Annotated in this window: 13 protein-coding genes, 2 tRNA genes and 1 pseudogene; 4 read left to right on the top strand and 12 right to left on the bottom strand. The window is 39.4% G+C overall.

From position 1 onward, the window contains the following. Position 1: 1 nt before the first annotated feature. The 8 genes and pseudogenes from IL356_RS15185 to IL356_RS15150 all read right to left on the bottom strand — a co-directional run bounded on the left by IL356_RS15185 (position 2) and on the right by IL356_RS15150 (position 7,145). The gene (locus IL356_RS15185; protein ID WP_121848372.1) at positions 2 to 874 is read right to left on the bottom strand and encodes an ABC transporter ATP-binding protein; all 873 of its coding nucleotides are present in this window, start codon (positions 872 to 874) and stop codon (positions 2 to 4) included. 31 nt (positions 875 to 905) lie between these two features. After that, positions 906 to 2,132: an alpha/beta hydrolase-fold protein gene (locus tag IL356_RS15180; RefSeq protein ID WP_121848371.1), complete on the bottom strand. Its 1,227-nt coding sequence runs from the start codon at positions 2,130 to 2,132 to the stop codon at positions 906 to 908. Next, positions 2,129 to 2,854: pseudogene (locus IL356_RS15175) on the bottom strand (DUF4386 domain-containing protein). Before IL356_RS15175 ends, IL356_RS15180 begins: the two are co-directional and overlap by 4 nt. Positions 2,855 to 2,953: 99 nt before the next feature. After that, positions 2,954 to 3,931: an AraC family transcriptional regulator gene (locus IL356_RS15170; RefSeq protein ID WP_121848370.1), complete on the bottom strand. Its 978-nt coding sequence runs from the start codon at positions 3,929 to 3,931 to the stop codon at positions 2,954 to 2,956. A gap of 7 nt (positions 3,932 to 3,938) precedes the next feature. Continuing rightward, positions 3,939 to 4,562, bottom strand: a complete 624-nt coding sequence (locus IL356_RS15165) for a CatB-related O-acetyltransferase (protein ID WP_121848369.1) — start codon at positions 4,560 to 4,562, stop codon at positions 3,939 to 3,941. 223 nt (positions 4,563 to 4,785) lie between these two features. Then, positions 4,786 to 4,860, bottom strand: a tRNA-Pro gene (locus tag IL356_RS15160). Positions 4,861 to 4,885: 25 nt separating this feature from the next. Continuing rightward, positions 4,886 to 4,969: transfer RNA gene (locus tag IL356_RS15155), tRNA-Ser, on the bottom strand. Positions 4,970 to 5,096: 127 nt separating this feature from the next. Then, positions 5,097 to 7,145 carry an HD family phosphohydrolase gene (locus IL356_RS15150; RefSeq protein WP_121848368.1) on the bottom strand — a complete coding sequence of 683 codons (2,049 nt, stop codon included), beginning with the start codon at positions 7,143 to 7,145 and terminating at the stop codon, positions 5,097 to 5,099. A gap of 113 nt (positions 7,146 to 7,258) precedes the next feature. Here IL356_RS15150 and IL356_RS15145 point away from each other — a divergent pair, with 113 nt between their 5' ends. Both IL356_RS15145 and IL356_RS15140 read left to right on the top strand, forming a co-directional pair. Next, complete coding sequence (locus tag IL356_RS15145) at positions 7,259 to 8,434, top strand: acetyl-CoA C-acyltransferase (RefSeq protein WP_121848367.1); 1,176 nt, start codon at positions 7,259 to 7,261, stop codon at positions 8,432 to 8,434. A gap of 25 nt (positions 8,435 to 8,459) precedes the next feature. Beyond that, on the top strand, positions 8,460 to 9,212 hold the full coding sequence (locus tag IL356_RS15140; RefSeq protein ID WP_121850661.1) for a C40 family peptidase: 753 nt from the start codon (positions 8,460 to 8,462) through the stop codon (positions 9,210 to 9,212). Between the two features lie 75 nt (positions 9,213 to 9,287). Here the strand turns inward: IL356_RS15140 and IL356_RS15135 are convergent, their stop codons facing one another. Together IL356_RS15135 and gyrA are read right to left on the bottom strand one after the other, a co-directional pair. Next, a complete protein-coding gene (locus IL356_RS15135; RefSeq protein ID WP_121848366.1) occupies positions 9,288 to 10,550 on the bottom strand; it encodes a tetratricopeptide repeat protein in 1,263 nt (420 codons plus the stop codon). A gap of 46 nt (positions 10,551 to 10,596) precedes the next feature. Beyond that, positions 10,597 to 13,137, bottom strand: coding sequence for a DNA gyrase subunit A (gene gyrA, locus IL356_RS15130; protein WP_121848365.1), 2,541 nt, complete (start codon positions 13,135 to 13,137; stop codon positions 10,597 to 10,599). 260 nt (positions 13,138 to 13,397) lie between these two features. Here gyrA and IL356_RS15125 point away from each other — a divergent pair, with 260 nt between their 5' ends. Together IL356_RS15125 and IL356_RS15120 are read left to right on the top strand one after the other, a co-directional pair. After that, on the top strand, positions 13,398 to 15,953 hold the full coding sequence (locus tag IL356_RS15125) for an ATP-dependent Clp protease ATP-binding subunit (protein WP_121848364.1): 2,556 nt from the start codon (positions 13,398 to 13,400) through the stop codon (positions 15,951 to 15,953). A gap of 198 nt (positions 15,954 to 16,151) precedes the next feature. Then, the gene (locus IL356_RS15120) at positions 16,152 to 16,559 is read left to right on the top strand and encodes an STAS/SEC14 domain-containing protein (RefSeq protein WP_121848363.1); all 408 of its coding nucleotides are present in this window, start codon (positions 16,152 to 16,154) and stop codon (positions 16,557 to 16,559) included. Positions 16,560 to 16,604: 45 nt separating this feature from the next. Here the strand turns inward: IL356_RS15120 and IL356_RS15115 are convergent, their stop codons facing one another. Together IL356_RS15115 and IL356_RS15110 are read right to left on the bottom strand one after the other, a co-directional pair. Next, the gene (locus IL356_RS15115; protein ID WP_121848362.1) at positions 16,605 to 18,149 is read right to left on the bottom strand and encodes an NAD(P)H-hydrate dehydratase; all 1,545 of its coding nucleotides are present in this window, start codon (positions 18,147 to 18,149) and stop codon (positions 16,605 to 16,607) included. 75 nt (positions 18,150 to 18,224) lie between these two features. After that, the gene (locus IL356_RS15110) at positions 18,225 to 18,389 is read right to left on the bottom strand and encodes a hypothetical protein (protein ID WP_162987844.1); all 165 of its coding nucleotides are present in this window, start codon (positions 18,387 to 18,389) and stop codon (positions 18,225 to 18,227) included. Between the last annotated feature and the right edge of the window lie 21 nt (positions 18,390 to 18,410).

The following is an 18,410-nucleotide window of genomic DNA, read 5'->3' as shown; positions in this document are numbered from 1 at the left end:
ATTAGTTGTTTTGTGAAAGAACATTAAAGTAAACGTGCTCTAATATGGGTTCTGTTAGGTGGAACCCCTCTAACCTTTCAGATGAACATACCGTAATCTGTAATTGACGTTCAATGAGTTGCTGACTAATGACCTTGAAGGTGGTTTGGTAATATTCCAATTCACTTTTAACAATAGATTTTGACCAAATCTTACCTTGTAGCTCTTCAATTAATGCCTTAGGCTTTCCTGTTTTCAAGATTCTACCCTTGTTCATAATGGTCATTTCAGAACAGAGATTTTTTACGTCTTCAACTAAATGAGTTGACAAAATGACAATGACTTCCGTACTAATATCACTTAAAAGAGTGTTGAAACGGTTACGCTCTTCGGGGTCTAACCCAGCCGTTGGTTCGTCTACGATGATTATTTTAGGATTTCCCAATAAGGCTTGCGCCACGCCAAAACGTTGTTTCATTCCACCCGAAAACGTATGAACCTCTTTATCTTTAAAATGCCATAGATTCACCTTTTCCAACAGGTATTGAATCTGATTTTGACGCTCTAATTTGTTACTAATACCTTTTAAAATGGCAATATGGTTCAATAAATCATAAGCATTTACTCTTGGGTACACCCCAAAATCTTGTGGTAAAAACCCTAGGTTCTTCTTGATATAATCACTTTGCTCGACTATATCTATATCATTAAACTCTATGGTGCCCGAAGATGGTTTTTGTAACCCTACTATAGTTTTCATTAAGGATGATTTACCGGCACCATTGGGGCCCAATAGACCAAACATTCCATTTTTAATGTCCAGGGAAATTCCATTAATGGCGTTGTAACCATTCTTATAGGTAAGATTAAGGTCTGTAATTTTTAAACTATTCATATTGTTCGTTTTTGATTGACTATTTATGGTTTTAGTTTTGGTTTTTTCGCAATCTTTCTATTTCTATTTGAAAATCATCTTCTTGCCCCAGCTTATATCTTTTAGAAACTTCAACCCCAAGCAGATAGGTATCAATTGCTTTGTTCTTTTGATTTATTTTTTCATATAGCTGTGCCAAATAAGTCAGAAGTCCGACGTACACCGGGTAAGCTTCAGTCGCCCTTTTAAGCACCGTTATGGCCCCTTTATCATTCTCATTATCGACCAATGCCGAAACAAGTGTAAAATAATCTTCAGCAGGTCTTCTTGCGGTTTCCCCGTATTTATTCAAAAGTTGCTGTTCGGAATTTTGGAAGCTTTCTTCACTAAAATTATTGACTAGGTCATCGCTGATTTTTAAATCTGAAAACAAGAACTTGAGTCCATTATAATTGAGGAGCATCCGGGATGCCATATGCCCTTCATCACCAACCTCTTCGTGTAACCACCTGAAGTTCTTTGGAGTTTTCTGTTTTACTACCTCAACATACCTGATTAGCTCTTCCCGCATTCCCCAACCGTCTCCACCACCAATACCAAAGTAAACGGTTTTATTCAGGCTCCCATCCGATTGGAAAAAGGTTTTTGCCTGTTCCGTCATTTCTTCCCCGTTCCACCAAAGTGCTGGGGCTTCTATAATGAAAGCATCAAAGAGGTCAGGGCTTTCCATAAACGCATAAACACTGAACAAGCCTCCTAAAGAATGGCCTTCTATTATCCGATATGGATGCGTTCGATAGTTATCATCCACAAAGGGAATCAATTCTTCTTTTAGAAACTCAAGAAATACGGGAGCACCTCCACTTTGTGATATACCCTTATTTCCAACACCGCCATGTATACCCTGTCCTGCCTGAGAAGGAGTTAAATCTCTATTTCTATCTAAGCTCTCTATACCCACTACAATTATGGAAGGTATTAAACCTGATTCGGTCAAATGCTCCACTGTTCCAACGGTGTGCTTTATATTTTGTAAACCATCCAATAAATATAATACCGGGTAGTTAAATTGGGTTTCTTCATAACCGTGAGGTAATGAAATAACAATAGGACGCTCTTCATTCAAAATATCTGACTTGATTATGTGCTGTGTACCCAAACCCAATAGTCGATTATCATCGGTCATTTCAATCTTACGGGCCAATTGTCCATATGATTTTACTGTAAGCAACCCCACAATGAACAAGAATGTCAAAATATTCAAATTACTCTTTTTCATTCCGTTATTTTTTTCAATCGTTTGTATGATGTGGTGGCACCTTTAGTTAGCATGTAAATCGTAATTCCTACCTCCCCTATGGCGGCAGCAAAACCAACTATCAAAGCGGTATAGGTTTCATATCCAGAAAAATTGAAGTTTCCGAAAGTTTCTATCAGGTATCCTAAACCAGAACCCAATAACAACCCGCCAAAGATTTTTGGAAATACGTTAGACTAATAGATAAGTATGCCCAGTAAAACACAGTGAATACCAAAAAATGCTCCGGCAATCAGATAGCCATAATGGTGCGCTTCCATTAGCAGGCTACTCACTTCCTGAAGTTGCCCATCACTAAAAGAACCAACCAAAACATTAGAATCCAATACCTCTACCGCCATATAATGATTTAGAAGGTTGAAACTTCCTATGGCAGGATGGGCAATGAGTCTAAAACTCGAACCTATTAGAGCGATACCTTTGTGAAAGGGCTTAAAAATTTGATATAAGCATACGGAAATGACTACATCGAATAAAAATGCAATAAGGTCAGTGGTAAGCCCAAGCTTAAAAAGAGTTTTATTTTGTAAAATATTTTCAGCTGTTAAAAAGGCATCTTCAGGCACTACCAAAGTGCCCCGAACATAACCTTGGCTAAACCCTGCGCAAATAATTACAATCAAGTAAAATAAACCGGTAAGACGTATCAGCTTTAAACTGACAAATGAGTTGATGCTCTCCATCGCTTCTTAGTATTTGCTATTGAAAGCAAATTTCTAAGAGATGAGCGACCATTTTTTGACTGATTGTTCCAAACAATTGACAATTGAGGACAATTATTATTAATTAGCCTTACGGTATTGATTTGGGGTGCTTCCTGTCCATTTTTTAAATGCCCTATTAAAAGCACTTTGTTCAGAGAATCCGGTTAAAAAAGCTATTTCTCCAATAGATCGTGAAGAATTCGATAGCAAACTAATGGCTGTTTCTTTTCGGTTTTTTTGAACCAAATCCCTAAAAGTTAAATCTCGATCGGATAGTCTCCTTTTTAGGGTTCTTCCGCTAATTCCTAAATAGTCACCAATCTGAGTTAAGCTTGGAATGCCACTTGCCATCGATTCTTTAAGAATTTTATTGATTTCTTCGGTAAGTTCATCTTCCTTTTGAGATAACTCTTTCTTTTCCTCCTCCATTCTTTGGGTTAAGAAATCATGGATAAACCTATCGGCTTTAAGCGTAGTAATTTTAAGAGTTTCGGCATCGAAAGTTATGGAGTTCTCTTCAGCCTTTGAATATACAGGACATCCGAAATATTCTGTAAAATCTTTAATATTAGTAATGTTATGCTTAAAACAAACCTTCACAGGTTTTATCTGTTTTCCTGTTGCTTCTTTAATCACATCAAGCAACATTACAAAAGGCGCCTCAATAGTAGTTTTAATGCCTTTTCTGTAAATATCCCTATCTAAAGTCAGTGAAATTGTAGACGTCCCTTCGCGTAAATCAATGCTTCCTTCATTGGTTACCAAAACCATATAACGCCTAACATTTCTCAAAACATCTATCGCCTGTAAACAGGTTCTCCATGACAAACCTAACGTACCGTAATCGGTAGTTTTCAATTGCTTACCTTGCCTTAATCCAAAATTTGGCGGCAAGTTTTCTTCTGCAAGCTCATATACCTCTAGAAGCGAAGACATTGGTACATATGTGCCAGTCTTGTTTAAAGGATAATGTTCTCCCAATAATTTGGGAGACAATCCTTCTCTCAATGCTAATTCAATCGCTTTTATGTAAATGGATGAAGAAACAAACGGCATAATTCAATTATTCAATTAGTTCACTGAGGTCATTGCCAGTTAATAGCTTCACATTTTTCGTAATCTTCTCAATACTCCAATTCCACCATTGTAAATTTAAAAGCTGTTGAATCTTTTCCTCATCAAATCGCTTTCGTATTTCTTTTGCAGGATTTCCGCCAACAATGGAATATGCAGCTACATTTTTAGTCACTACGGATTTGGTCGCAATAATAGCACCATCACCAATTGTTACACCTGGCATGATGGTGGCATCATGTCCAATCCACACATCGTTCCCGATGATGGTATCACCCTTACTTGGATAGCTTTTACCTTCCATAGCATTTTGCCAATCCCCGCCAAATATGGCAAAGGGATAAGTTGTTATTGCCTCCGTAAGATGATTTCCTCCATTCATTATAAAAGTAGCACCGGAAGCAATCATGCAGAATTTTCCAATAATTAGCTTGTCCCCAATAAAATCGAAATGGTATTTTACATTTTTTACAAAATTCTGAACATCTTCAAAATCGTCATAATAGGTATAATCTCCCACCTTGATATTAGGGCTTTTAATAATATTCTTTAAATAGCAAAGATTGTCATAATGCTTTAGTGGGAATATTGAATTTGCATCAGGGATTTTCATTTGTTTAAATTAAAAAAACCTGAGAATATTAAAACCCTATTAAGTTCGAAAAACCTATTAAGTTAAGACCGGATCAAATCGGTAATGGTGTAATTATTCGAAAAGGGTTTCGAAGAATAACTATTGTAACTATTAGAATTTACTTTGAGGTGAATAAAGTCCATTCTTTTTTAAATGAATAAAAAAAACCAGTAAAAAAACTTTACTGGTTTTCATTTAATTGTCGGGGTGGCAGGATTCGAACCTGCGACCTCCTGCTCCCAAAGCAGGCGCGATAACCGGGCTACGCTACACCCCGAAGGTTATTTTTATTTGGAAAAAAGCGGAGAGACTGGGACTCGAACCCAGGCAGCACTTACGCGCTGACAGATTAGCAATCTGCTCCGTTACCACTCCGGCACCTCTCCAATATTAATTCTTTTAAGAACGTTGCCCAACCTCCGTCGGGCCAAAATGCGGATGCAAATGTACTTTATAGTATTCGAGTTAGCAAAATTTTATTTGCTTTTTTTTAGACAAGTTTACAGACCGCTCTTACTCAGGATATTCGACCCGAAGGTGATAAATATTTATCAACTTCTGCTTGAATATTTTTTTTATCGTCTCTATTTCCTTGAAAGTAATATCGGCGTTTAAAAACTGGTCTGCGTTCATTTGACCTGCTATGATTTTATCAACAAAGTCATTGATAATTGTAAAAGTCGGGTTCTTGAGACTTTTAGAGGCGGCCTCTACCGAATCTGCCATCATCAATATGGCGGTTTCTTTAGAAAAAGGCGTGGGGCCCGGATATCGAAATTCCTCTTCATCCGAACTTGGGTCGATTTCCTGTTGTTTTTTGAAGAAATAATAAACCAAGGTAGTACCGTGATGCGAGCGTATAAAGTCGATTACACGATCGGGTATATTGTTCTTCTTGGCAATTTCAATACCATTGATGACATGATCTAATATAATTTTACCGCTATCCTTCGGTAAAAGTTCATCATGCGGGTTGACATTGGTTATCTGGTTTTCGGTAAAATAGGTCGGGTTCAACATTTTACCAATATCATGGTACAATGCCCCTACCCTAACCAACATGGCGTTTGCTCCAATCTCATTGGCTGCTGCCTCTGCTAAATTCGCTACTTGTAAAGAATGGTGAAATGTTCCTGGGGCCTTATTCGATAATTCCTTTAAAAGCTTAGAGTTGGTATCTGAAAGTTCTAGAAGAGAAACATCGGATACCAAACCAAACAACTTTTCATATACATAAATCAAAGGTTGAACGAACAATGTTATCATACCGTTCAACAAAAATAATCCTAAGGTGAACCAGGCTATATTGTCTAAGTTTCCCTCGTGAATGATATGAAATGCTAAATACCCTATCACATAAATTAAGGTAATCTGTCCGACGGATATAAAAAGATTGGCCCTTTTATAAAGTTCGGAAACAGTAAGTATGGTAACAATACCTGCTACAATCTGAAGAAAGATGTATTCGAAACTATTGGGCACAACAAAACCCAAGACCAAAATGGTAAGTACATGAACAAACAGACCTAGACGGGCGTCAAAGAAAGTTTTAAGTATTAAAGGTAAAATGCATAGGGGCACCACGAATACAAAGCGCTCATCGTATTTCACCACCATGGTCGTGATAAAGACCATGAAAAGAATATTAAAAAATATAAAGGTGACCTTGGTGTTGTGCTCAAATATTTCTGGGCGATATTTCTTTAAAAACAGCAGTAGCATGATGAGTACCAACGCCACCAGAACGGTATAGCCAAATAAAATATAGTACTGATTATTGGCCGTCCATAGTTCAGATTCGTACTCTGATTTAAGCGAATTAAGTATCTCTAGGTTCTCTGCCTCTACTACTTCCCCTTTGGCAATTATTAGTTTTCCTTCATCAACCGTACCCCGTGTGTGCGATATTTTAGAAAGTTCATCCTCTAAAGCCCTTTCCGTCAATCCATCATCATAAAAAACATTTGGTTTAACCAAATCAAAAAACAACTCCTGAAAATCATTGTTGAAGTCATCTAGGCGGTTTTTTCTTAAAATATCTAGTATTACATCATCGATATTAGGAAGCTTCCATATTTGGTTTGAATTGATTTTTTTAGCCTCGTTATGCTTAATCAGATAGGTTTGTCCGCCGCTGGGCCTTGAGTTTGACTTCATTAAGATACCCCTACCGTAGAGAGTATCAAGTATTTCTTTTCCTGCAGATTTAAGTACCACCAATTCATCTGCATCGTACTCCCCGCCCGGAAATGCATCTGAAAATTTCCCATCAAATTGTTCAAAGACCTCTGCCTGAATAGAACTATCGAACCGATAGTAATTATCTTGACGGCCGCGCACTTCTTTCTGCTCATTGGCAATCTCCTCAGCTCCTTTTTTTATGGAAAAATCAAAGGGAGCATACAGATTTTCGTATTGCCAAGGTTTTCCTTTTTGAAACTCGTATTTGAATTTACCGCCTTTAGGAAAGAAGAAAACAATGCACACTACCGATACCACATAAAGAAAGTATTTGTAGATGAGCGATTGGTTCTTAAAAAGGTTATCAAGAAATGTTCGCATACTGGTAGTATTGGTACCAAAAATAGAAAATTAAAGTGTGTATTTAGCTTTTACCGAGAGGCCACTTAACATTACTCTTTAATTTCTTAATTTCGCAGGAACAAATTTGTATAATGAAAGAGGTTGTAATTGTTTCTGCAGTACGAACACCGATAGGAAGTTTTATGGGAGCCTTATCAACGATATCCGCTCCAAAGTTAGGTTCCGTAGCCATCAAAGGGGCATTGGGTAAGATTAAGTTATCTCCTGAAATGGTCGATGAAGTGCTAATGGGCAATGTTGTGCAAGCCGGTACGGGCCAAGCCCCTGCGCGACAAGCAGCGCTCTTTGCTGGCATTCCTGAAAGCGTACCTTGTACAACCATTAACAAGGTTTGCGCCTCGGGCATGAAGGCCGTAATGCAGGCGGCTCAAGCAATCGCATTGGGCGATATTTCGGTGGCCGTTGCCGGCGGAATGGAAAATATGAGCTTGATACCTCATTATGTATATATGCGAAACGGACAAAAATTCGGCCCGACCACTTTGGAGGATGGGATGCAGAAAGACGGACTTGTCGATGCGTACGACCAAAATGCCATGGGGGTATGCGCCGATGCCTGTGCCGAAAAATATAATTTCACCCGCGAAGATCAAGACAAATTTGCAATTCAATCATACCAACGTTCAGCGGAAGCATGGAAAAACGGAAGCTTTGATGATGAAATAATTCCCGTAGAAGTACCTCAAAGAAGGGGCGAGCCGATACTTTTCTCTGAAGACGAAGAATTTAAAAATGTAAAAATCGATAAGATACCTCAGCTCAGGCCCGCATTTTCAAAAGACGGAACTGTTACTGCCGCAAACGCTTCCACTATAAACGACGGCGCTGCAGCACTAGTTCTAATGAGCGAGGAAAAAGCTAGGGAACTGAATCTAAAACCCTTGGTTTATATTAAAAGTTATGCCGATGCTGCCCAAGAACCTAAATGGTTTACGACTGCTCCCGCAAAGGCATTGCCAAAAGCACTTTCTAAAGCAGGCCTGGCAATTGAAGACATTGACTTTTTTGAATTTAACGAAGCTTTCTCCGTTGTTGGGCTCGCGAATCTCAAACTATTGGGTCTGACCGATAAAAATACCAACGTCAATGGTGGTGCCGTTTCCTTGGGCCATCCGTTGGGTTGCTCCGGTGCTAGAATTTTGGTCACATTGATCCATGTGCTGCAACAACATAATGCAAAATTAGGTGCGGCAGCTATTTGCAACGGCGGTGGCGGGGCATCTGCCATAATTGTTCAACGTTCTTAAAACCGTATTTCCACCTTACGACCAAATGCAATACGGTATTAGCCACCTTAGTATAGTTTCAATCAGAACGCAAGCCAACGACTCATCAGAAATGGTTACCCAACTATTATATGGCGACCATTTTAAAGTTTTGGAAGAGCGCAAATTCTATAGTCGTATTAGGGTCGCTTTTGATAAATGTGAAGGTTGGATTCAAAATCAACAATTTACTTTCATTGACGAATCGGCTTACAATGAAATTGAAGGTAGTGAAAGCTCAAAACTATCTTGCGATTTAGTATCTTTCATTGAAGCCAAGGATTCTATACTTCTGCCCGTTGTCTTAGGTTCGTCAGTAGGTATCGCCGATAGGTTAGCCCATAAGTTCGAAGGAAGTTTTTTCGATTGTAAAAAAGAAAAAGACAGCTTGGTTCAAACAGCCCTTCTATATCTGAATGCTCCCTTTTTGTGGGGAGGTAAAAGTCCTTTTGGTATTGATGCCTCTGCCTTCACCCAAATGGTCTATAAAATAAATGGCTACAATTTGCTTAGAAAGGCTTCTGAGCAAGCTAGACAAGGCCAAGCCTTAAGCTTTATTGAAGAAAGTGAAGCGGGCGATTTGGCGTTCTTTGATAATAATGAGGGAGAAATTTTTCATGTGGGCATCATTATGGAAAATAACTATATCATACATGTAGACGGCAAAGTTCGTATCGACCGTTTAGACCACACCGGTATTTTCAATACGGAAACCTCAAAATACACTTATCAACTCAGGGTAATCAAACAGATAGTTTAGTTCATAATTTATTGGAGCAAAAAAATCCCTTCGAAATATCGAAGGGATTTTTCTATTATAAGAATATGGATGTGCTTACTCGCCCATCAATTTCTTGATTCTCATGAAATTTTCATTGTCACCCATAGCGCCGTAAATATTCTTTAACTGGGTAAGAATACTTTGGTTATCAGGATTCGTTTTAAGTGCATCTTCTAAAACAGTAGCACCTTCCATGAAAAGGTTATCTTTTTTCTCTTTCAACTCATCGTATTTAGCTACGTCAGCTTTCGAGTTGCCTAGACTGTTCATCTCGTCAATCAAAGAGTTACCTTCGTTCACATAGGTAGTAGAAAGGTTCAACTGTGCATTGGTGTAACCAGGATTGATTTCTAAAGCTTTTTTGTAAGAAGCCCTAGCCTCTAGAAGGTTACCTTGCTCCATATTGATTACCCCGATGTTGTAGTGCAAATCTGGGTTATCAGGAGCCATAGCAGCGGCTTCAGCCATCAATTCCTTAAACTTTTCTTTATCACCCAATTTATAGTGAAGATTAGCTTCGTTTAAAACCAAGTTCACATCTTCAGGATTGCTTTGACGTGCAGCTTTGTAAGCTTCAAGAGCTTTATCATCTTTACCTAATTGGGTATAGATAAGAGCAGTATTCTTGACGATTTCAGCTTTTTTTGAAGGAGTGTTTTCATCAATCGGATCTTTATAAGTACCTGATTTCACCATCAAATCTCTCTGGTTCTTATCCATCTCTTCAACTTCCCCAGTTTCTACGTTGGTAGCTTTATAAACTTTACCACTACCATCATAACCGATTTCTTGAAGTTCTTCGTAAAATTTCAAAGCTTGCTCGTAGTGACCTCCGTTAACGGCACTACTTGCTGCATAGTACAAATAAGAAGTATCCTGTGGGCTAATTTTATAGCTAGTATACAATTTATCGGCAGCCTCCTTAAACTTTTTGTTTCCATTATCCTCAACAGCAGAGTTTACCAAATCAGCACTCAAAGCTCTCATATGCTGTTGGGTCTCATCGGAGTATTTGCTTTTTCCGCTTGCCTCCTCAACCTCTAAAACTTTTTGAAAAGAAGATGCAGCTTCTTCAAAAGCACTGTTATCGCCTTTTTTTGCCAAATCGGCATAGGCCTTACCTCTAGTAAAGTAATATTGAGCTTGTAGTTTCTCATCAGCTCCGGCAATAGAACCGGATACCGCATCCAAAGCTGTCTTGGCAGCAGTGGCATTTCCGTCCTTTAAAGCCTTCTCCGCCGTTTTAATTTCACTCTTTTGTGCAAAGGCCGCCATTGAAAAACATAGGCCCGCAACTATTAAAAATTTATTCTTCATTTTCTAATCAATTAAATAATTTGTTAGTGTTTACTATAATTAAGGGTTAATTATTTTCTTCTTCGCTACCATCATTATCAAGAGCCGTGCCATCTTGCTCGGTATCTACCTCAATATCCATTATATCAGTATCCGAAAGGTCTTCTTCATCCTCCTTCATAACCTTGGCTACTGCTGCAATCGAATCATTACCTTTCAGGTTGATCAATCTAACACCTTGAGTAGCCCTACCCATTACCCTCAAATCTTCAACGCTCATTCGAATGGCGATACCAGACTTGTTGATAATCATCAAATCATCGGAATCGGATACGTTTTTAATTGCTACTAAACCACCGGTCTTATCGGTAATGGAAATAGTTTTAACGCCTTTTCCTCCCCTATTGGTAATTCGGTAATCTTCAATGCTAGAGCGTTTTCCGTAACCATTTTCGGAAACAACCAAGATGTTATCCTCAAAATCGTGCACCGATACCATACCTATGACCTCATCATTATCATCTGCCAAGGTAATACCCCTTACCCCGGAAGCATTTCTACCCATAGGTCTGGTCTTGCTTTCTTCAAAACGGATAGCCTTACCGGATTTCAATCCTAAGAAAATTTGACTAGTACCTGTGGTAAGTTTAGCTTCTAGAAGCTCATCATCTTCACGAATACCGATAGCGTTGATACCATTCTGTCTAGGCCGCGAATACTGTTCTAATGATGTCTTTTTGACAGTACCTTTCTTTGTGGCCATAATCACGTAATGGCTATTTACGTACTCTTCATCTTTTAAATCTTGGGTACAAATAAAGGCCTTTACGTTATCGTCTTGTTCGATATTGATCAAGTTTTGAATGGCCCTACCCTTCGAGGTTCTGCTTCCTTCAGGAATCTCGTAGACCCTCATCCAAAAACATTTACCTTTTTGGGTGAAGAAAAGCATGTATTGATGGTTCGTACCGACAAATAGGTACTCCAGAAAATCTTCGTTTCTTGTGGAAGATGCCTTTTGGCCTACTCCACCTCTATTTTGGGTTTTGTATTCGGAAAGAGGAGTTCTTTTAATGTAACCGGCATGTGATATTGTAATCACCACCTGCTCATTAGGAATCATATCTTCAATACTCAAGTCACCACCGGCCAAATTGATTTGCGACCTACGTTCATCACCATACTTCTCTTTAACCTCAAGAAGTTCATTTTTGATGATTTCCATTCTACGTTCCTTTTTGGCAAGAATATCCTTAAGGTCCGCAATGGTTTTAATGATTTCTTCGTATTCCGAACGCAACTTATCCTGCTCCAGTCCGGTCAGTTGTCTCAAACGCATTTCGACAATGGCCTTCGCTTGAATTTCAGAGAGCTTAAAGCGCTCCATCAATTTCTCCCGGGCTTCATCGGCATTTGATGAACCTCTGATAATGGCGATTACCTCGTCAATATTATCGGAAGCAATGATAAGACCTTCTAAGATGTGGGCCCTGTCTTCTGCCTTTTTCAGTTCGAATTGGGTACGTCTGACCACTACTTCATGGCGATGTTCCACGAAATAGTGGATCATCTCCTTAATATTCAGTAGCTCAGGACGTCCATTTACAAGTGCAATGTTGTTTACGCTAAAAGAAGATTGTAGCGCAGTGTACTTATATAAGGTATTGAGAACGATATTCGGTATGGCATCACGTTTAAGTATATAAACGATACGCATACCTTTTCTATCCGATTCATCACGAATACTTGATATACCCTCGATTTTCTTTTCATTGATCAGATCGGCCGTTTTCTTGATCATATCGGCCTTGTTGACCTGATAAGGTATTTCGGTTACCACGATACATTCACGGCCTTGAACCTCTTCGATAATGGCCTTTGCGCGGATTTTTACCCGGCCGCGACCTGTATGAAAAGCTTCTTTGACCCCATCGTAACCATATATAATACCTCCGGTCGGAAAATCAGGAGCTTTTATATAGGTCATGATCTCATCGACATCAATTTCGTTGTTGTCGATATAGGCTACCGTACCGTCTACCACTTCCGACAGGTTATGGGGCGGCATATTGGTCGCCATACCTACGGCAATACCGGAAGCACCATTGACCAAAAGGTTGGGTATTCTCGTCGGAAGAACCGTTGGCTCTTCGATGGTATCATCAAAATTAAGTTGATGGTCTACTGTATCTTTATCAATATCCGCCAGCATCTCCTCGGCAATCTTACGCATTCTTGCCTCTGTATATCGCATTGCTGCAGGGCTATCGCCATCAACAGAACCAAAGTTACCTTGACCGTCTACCAACATGTATCGAAGGCTCCATTCTTGGGCCATTCTTACCATGGTATCATAAACTGAAGAATCGCCGTGAGGGTGGTACTTACCCAAAACCTCACCCACGATACGAGCTGATTTTTTATGCGCACTGGTTGACCTAACTCCTAAATCATGCATCCCATAAAGGACCCTGCGATGAACAGGTTTCAGTCCGTCCCTGACATCAGGCAGGGCACGTGACACAATGACCGACATCGAGTAATCGATGTAGGCTGATTTCATTTCCTCTTCAATATTAATAGGAATCAGTTTTTCTCCTTCCGCCATATTAAAATCCTAATATTTTATTTTAGTTAAAAAAACATGCCAATATACGTAAAATCATGGCTTTCAAAGCAAACACGGGGTACTTTATTAAACATTTTATCAACATCACAAGGCCTTGAAACCATGTTCGTTTCAACGTTAAATATTTTGTAATTAGATTCTTTTTTCGTCAATTCATAGAACGTTATCTAATAATAGGTACACTATTTGCGTTAGATTGGTATAGTTTTACTAATTTTATAGATGAAAGGATAAGTTTTATGGATGATAATTTTTCACCAAGAGTTAAAGACGTAATCGCCTACAGTAAAGAGGAAGCACTGCGTTTGGGCCATGATTTCATCGGTACCGAACACCTCATGCTCGGGCTATTGCGCGACGGCAACGGTAAGGCTATCAGTATTTTGGATGCCCTGGAAGTTGACCTGGACCATCTCCGGCGAAAAGTCGAGATCTTGAGTCCGTCAAATCCGAATCCAAATAATATACAAAAAGACAAGAAGAACCTACACCTGACTCGTCAGGCTGAACGTGCCCTAAAAACAACGTTTTTAGAGGCCAAGTTGTTTCAAAGTTCTTCCATCAACACCGCACACCTGTTGCTGTGCATTTTAAGAAACGAGAACGACCCGACGACCAAACTTCTACATAAATTAAAGGTAGATTACGATGGCGTTAAAGAACAATTTAAGTTTATGATTACTAGTGATGATGATATTGTAGATGCTCCTACATCAGAATCTTTTCCTAGTGACAATGACGATAACGGAGATGGAAAAGATTCGGGTTCATTCGGTACTACTACGGGCCAAAAAGGCAGCAAGAAATCCAAGACTCCGGTCTTGGACAACTTTGGGCGTGACCTTACCCGTTTGGCCGAGGAAAACAAATTGGATCCCGTTGTTGGAAGGGAAAAAGAGATTGAGCGTGTTTCACAAATATTAAGTAGAAGAAAGAAAAACAACCCCCTATTGATAGGTGAGCCCGGTGTGGGTAAAAGTGCCATAGCAGAAGGTCTGGCATTAAGAATTATCAATAAGAAGGTTTCTCGTATTCTTTACAACAAACGAGTGGTAACACTTGACCTTGCTTCACTTGTGGCCGGTACCAAGTACCGTGGCCAATTTGAGGAAAGGATGAAAGCTGTTATGAACGAGCTTGAAAAGAACGACGATGTAATTCTTTTCATTGATGAGATTCATACCATTGTTGGTGCTGGTGGAGCAACGGGTAGCTTAGATGCTTCCAACATGTTCAAACCGGCATTGGCCAGAGGTGAAATTCAATGTATCGGGGCTACTACACTTGATGAGTACAGACAATATATCGAAAAAGACGGCGCCTTAGAAAGACGTTTTCAAAAAGTTATCGTCGAGCCAACTTCGGTTGAAGAGACCATTGAAATTCTTCATAACATCAAAGCGAAGTATGAGGATCATCATAATGTCAATTACACCGATGAAGCTATCACGGCCTGCGTTAAGTTGACAAACAGGTATATGACTGACCGCTTTTTGCCGGACAAGGCTATCGACGCTCTTGACGAAGCAGGTTCACGTGTTCATATTGTTAATATGGATGTACCTAAACAGATTCTAGAACTCGAGAAAAAGCTGGAAGATGTAAGGGAACTTAAGAACAGTGTCGTTAAAAAGCAAAAATATGAAGAGGCTGCCAAGCTAAGAGACGATGAAAAGCGCATCGAAAAAGAGTTGGCAGTGGCCCAGGAGAAGTGGGAAGAAGATAGTAAACAGCACAAAGAGACGGTTACCGAAGATAACGTTGCCGATGTAGTATCGATGATGAGCGGTATTCCCGTAAATAGAATCGCCCAGACCGAAAGCAATAAACTGGCCGGTCTACCAGACCTGATCAAATCAAATGTAATTGGTCAAGATGAGGCTGTAGCAAAAGTGGCCAAGGCCATTCAGCGAAACAGGGCTGGTTTAAAAGACCCTAACAAGCCGATTGGATCTTTCATTTTCTTAGGTCAAACAGGTGTTGGTAAGACCCAACTTGCGAAAGTGCTTGCCAAAGAATTATTCGATTCTGAAGATGCATTGATTAGAATAGATATGAGCGAATACATGGAGAAATTTGCGATATCTAGATTAGTTGGTGCACCTCCGGGATATGTTGGGTATGAAGAAGGTGGTCAATTGACCGAAAAGGTTAGACGCAAGCCTTATTCCGTAGTTCTATTGGATGAGGTCGAAAAGGCACACCCGGATGTATTCAACATGCTTTTGCAAGTTTTGGATGATGGCTACCTTACCGATAGTTTGGGAAGAAAAATCGACTTTAGAAATACCATTATCATCATGACATCCAACATTGGAGCCCGCAAGTTGAAAGACTTTGGTCAAGGTGTAGGTTTTGGTACTTCTGCCATGAAGGCTCAAGAAGAAAGTCATCAAAAAAGTGTCATTGAAGGAGCGCTAAAAAAAGCCTTTGCACCTGAATTTTTGAACAGAATCGATGATGTAATTGTGTTCAATCCCCTCGAGCGAGAAGATATACATAGAATCATCGATATTGAACTGAGAAAGTTATTTGCAAGAATTAAAGATATAGGCTACGACCTCAAATTGAGTGAAAAAGCCAAAGACTATATTGCCGATAAAGGTTTTGACAAACAATACGGTGCACGACCTTTGAAAAGGGCCATTCAGAAATATATCGAAGATGCCCTGGCCGAAGAAATCGTGAATTCAAAGTTAGATGAAGGAGACACGATTCTGATGGATTTTGATGAGAAGAAAGAAGAACTGACCATCAAGATAAATAAACCTGAGAAGTCTTCTAAAACGGAATAAAGCCGTAAGAAATTATAGATGAGGGAGTCGCAAAATACGACTCCCTTTTTTTATGCCTTTTATCTATCAAGTAAGAAAGTAATCACAGGCTATGGTCAAGTTGAGCAGATAAAACGATATTTAAGCTTTTAATCTAATAATTTTCAGTTTGCTGCAACTGGCATCTACTTTCGTCTCGAACACTATAATCTTATTGGAATGAAAGTGAGGCGACCGAAAAAGACAATTATTGTCAGGGAGTATCAGTTAGATGTTGGAAAAGTACAGGTATATGAAAACTTCATGGTGGCATTATTTGACGAGGGAGCAACCCTTACCTTAGAAAGAATGTACCAGATTATCGGTATCTCGGAAATTCACTTCAGAAACAAAAACTTTGGCTACATAAGCCTTAGAAAGCATTCATTTGCAGTTGACCCTACAATTTATACCTATTTAAGGCAATTGGAAAACCTAAAAGCATTTGCCATTGTAAGTGTCAAAGAAATTGATATGCACAATTTTAAGATTGAAAAACTCTTCTACAAAAAACCGATGAAGTTTTTTATAGAGTACGAGAACGCCCTTAAATGGGTAAAAAGAAGAGTGATTGCTCAATCTTGTTAAACTGGAAAGGCCAAGCCTAAACCTGCTCCCTATTTAGGCTTGAGCTTATTCATTACCATCTTCCTCGGCAGAAACTTTTTCCTCTACTTTAAACAAGTCTAAAAACGCCGGCCCTATTCCCTCAATAACATCTGTTGCCAAAAGAGCCTGATAGCCTGTATTTTCAACCGTTATATCTCCAGAACGCCCATGTAGGTATACCCCTAGCAGCGCCGCTTGCAGTGGTTCATAACCTTGAGCGATCAGCCCCGTTATCATTCCGGTAAGTACATCTCCCGTTCCGCCCGTGGCCATACCTGGGTTTCCCGTAGTATTCACGTATCCTTTGTTTTTATATATGATAATTGTATGGGCTCCTTTAATTACCAATACACAATCATGCTTATCTGAAAATACCTTGGCCTTTTCTAACTTATCAAAATCGTCTTTCCAAGAACCAATCAATCTCTCTAACTCCTTCGGATGCGGAGTCAATACCGCTTGGCCAGGTAGATACTTTAATAAATCTTTGTGTTGAGCTATAAGATTAAGCGCATCTGCATCAACGACTACGGGCCGCTTATAATCCTTTAAAAAATTGGCGATTGCTTCTGAAGTACCTTCTTTGGTTCCCATTCCCACACCGAGACCAACTGCTGTTGGCTCAATAGACAGTTCTATTTCTGAAATATGCGAATCTTCATTGTCCGTAATCACCATAGCTTCAGGAATAGCCGTCTGCAACGGAATATAGCCACATTTGGGAATGTAAACCGTTACCAAACCACTACCCACACGCAAGCATGACCGCGCAGCAAGTTGTACGGCTCCCATCTTCCCATAGCTTCCTCCAATAATTAAGCTGTGGCCGTAAGTACCTTTGTGCGAATATTTCTCCCTAGGCCGGTAGAAAGGTAAAATTTCATTTTTCCCGATCAATGAATAATCTGTGTCGGTTTCAAACAAAAACTGTTTGTCCAATCCAATATCCAAAACCTCCCATTGAACCGTATATTTACCGGTTTGCGGAAGGAAAAATACAAGTTTAGGCACTTGAAAACTTAAGGTATAATTGGCCTTGAGAACATCTTTTTCCCTCTTGGGAACACTTTCGGTGAAGAGTCCCGAGGGTATATCCACAGCTAAAACAAATGCCTTGGTACTCTCTAAATGTTCAAATAGATTACCGACCCATTCATCAGGTGCCCTGTTGAGGCCAATACCGAAAATGGCATCTACAATAATTTCCTCTTCTTTAATTGGAGGCCACTCACTTCCTTCCTCTAAAAAGTTGGGCCAAATTTTACGCTCTTTTAATCTTTCTAGGTTCGTTAAAAAATCTTTCGAACGCTTCTTGCTATAATTCACCACGTAAACTTCAATATTATAGCCATGGTCTTGCAAATGCCTGGCAAGGGCCAGACCGTCGCCCCCATTATTGCCAATTCCGCAAAAAAGATGAATTTTGACTTGGGCGCCTTGCATTCTTAAATGCAACCAGTTAAAAAGTTGAATGGCCGCCCGCTCCATCAGTTCATCGCTAGTAATATTTTGTTTTTCAATTGTGAATTTATCGGCAGCATAGACTTGTTCGGCAGTGAAAAGCTTCATTCAGTAAGAAATTTTGACAATTGTTGAAGATTATGTAAAATTTTATCGTTTCATTTGATTAGGTCATCAAAAGTACTACTTTTGAGTCTTTATTTTAGGTATGTTCTTGAGCAACCCACATAGAAATAAGACATTTACGCCATTTACCAATGGATGCACCGCTATTACCGGTACCACTACCCCTTTGGGGTAAGAAGCTATATATTTCTCCGTTTTTGCGCTATTTAGTGCTTTTTTCAATCAAGTCTCTTTTAATATTTA

This window comes from Euzebyella marina, from assembly GCF_014855515.1.
Lineage (GTDB): Bacteria > Bacteroidota > Bacteroidia > Flavobacteriales > Flavobacteriaceae > Euzebyella > Euzebyella marina.
The sequence above is the reverse complement of the archived record's forward strand: the minus strand, read 5'-3'. Positions and strand labels throughout refer to the sequence as shown.

Excerpts from the sequence above, each read along its gene's own strand:
- IL356_RS15115 (WP_121848362.1), bottom strand. The coding sequence starts at position 18,149 with ATGAAGCTTTTCACTGCCGAACAAGTCTATGCTGCCGATAAATTCACA.
- IL356_RS15140 (WP_121850661.1), top strand. The coding sequence starts at position 8,460 with ATGCAATACGGTATTAGCCACCTTAGTATAGTTTCAATCAGAACGCAA.
- IL356_RS15185 (WP_121848372.1), bottom strand. The coding sequence starts at position 874 with ATGAATAGTTTAAAAATTACAGACCTTAATCTTACCTATAAGAATGGT.
- IL356_RS15170 (WP_121848370.1), bottom strand. The coding sequence starts at position 3,931 with ATGCCGTTTGTTTCTTCATCCATTTACATAAAAGCGATTGAATTAGCA.
- IL356_RS15135 (WP_121848366.1), bottom strand. The coding sequence starts at position 10,550 with ATGAAGAATAAATTTTTAATAGTTGCGGGCCTATGTTTTTCAATGGCG.
- IL356_RS15165 (WP_121848369.1), bottom strand. The coding sequence starts at position 4,562 with ATGAAAATCCCTGATGCAAATTCAATATTCCCACTAAAGCATTATGAC.
- gyrA (WP_121848365.1), bottom strand. The coding sequence starts at position 13,137 with ATGGCGGAAGGAGAAAAACTGATTCCTATTAATATTGAAGAGGAAATG.
- IL356_RS15125 (WP_121848364.1), top strand. The coding sequence starts at position 13,398 with ATGGATGATAATTTTTCACCAAGAGTTAAAGACGTAATCGCCTACAGT.
- IL356_RS15180 (WP_121848371.1), bottom strand. The coding sequence starts at position 2,132 with ATGAAAAAGAGTAATTTGAATATTTTGACATTCTTGTTCATTGTGGGG.
- IL356_RS15150 (WP_121848368.1), bottom strand. The coding sequence starts at position 7,145 with ATGCGAACATTTCTTGATAACCTTTTTAAGAACCAATCGCTCATCTAC.
- IL356_RS15145 (WP_121848367.1), top strand. The coding sequence starts at position 7,259 with ATGAAAGAGGTTGTAATTGTTTCTGCAGTACGAACACCGATAGGAAGT.
- IL356_RS15120 (WP_121848363.1), top strand. The coding sequence starts at position 16,152 with ATGAAAGTGAGGCGACCGAAAAAGACAATTATTGTCAGGGAGTATCAG.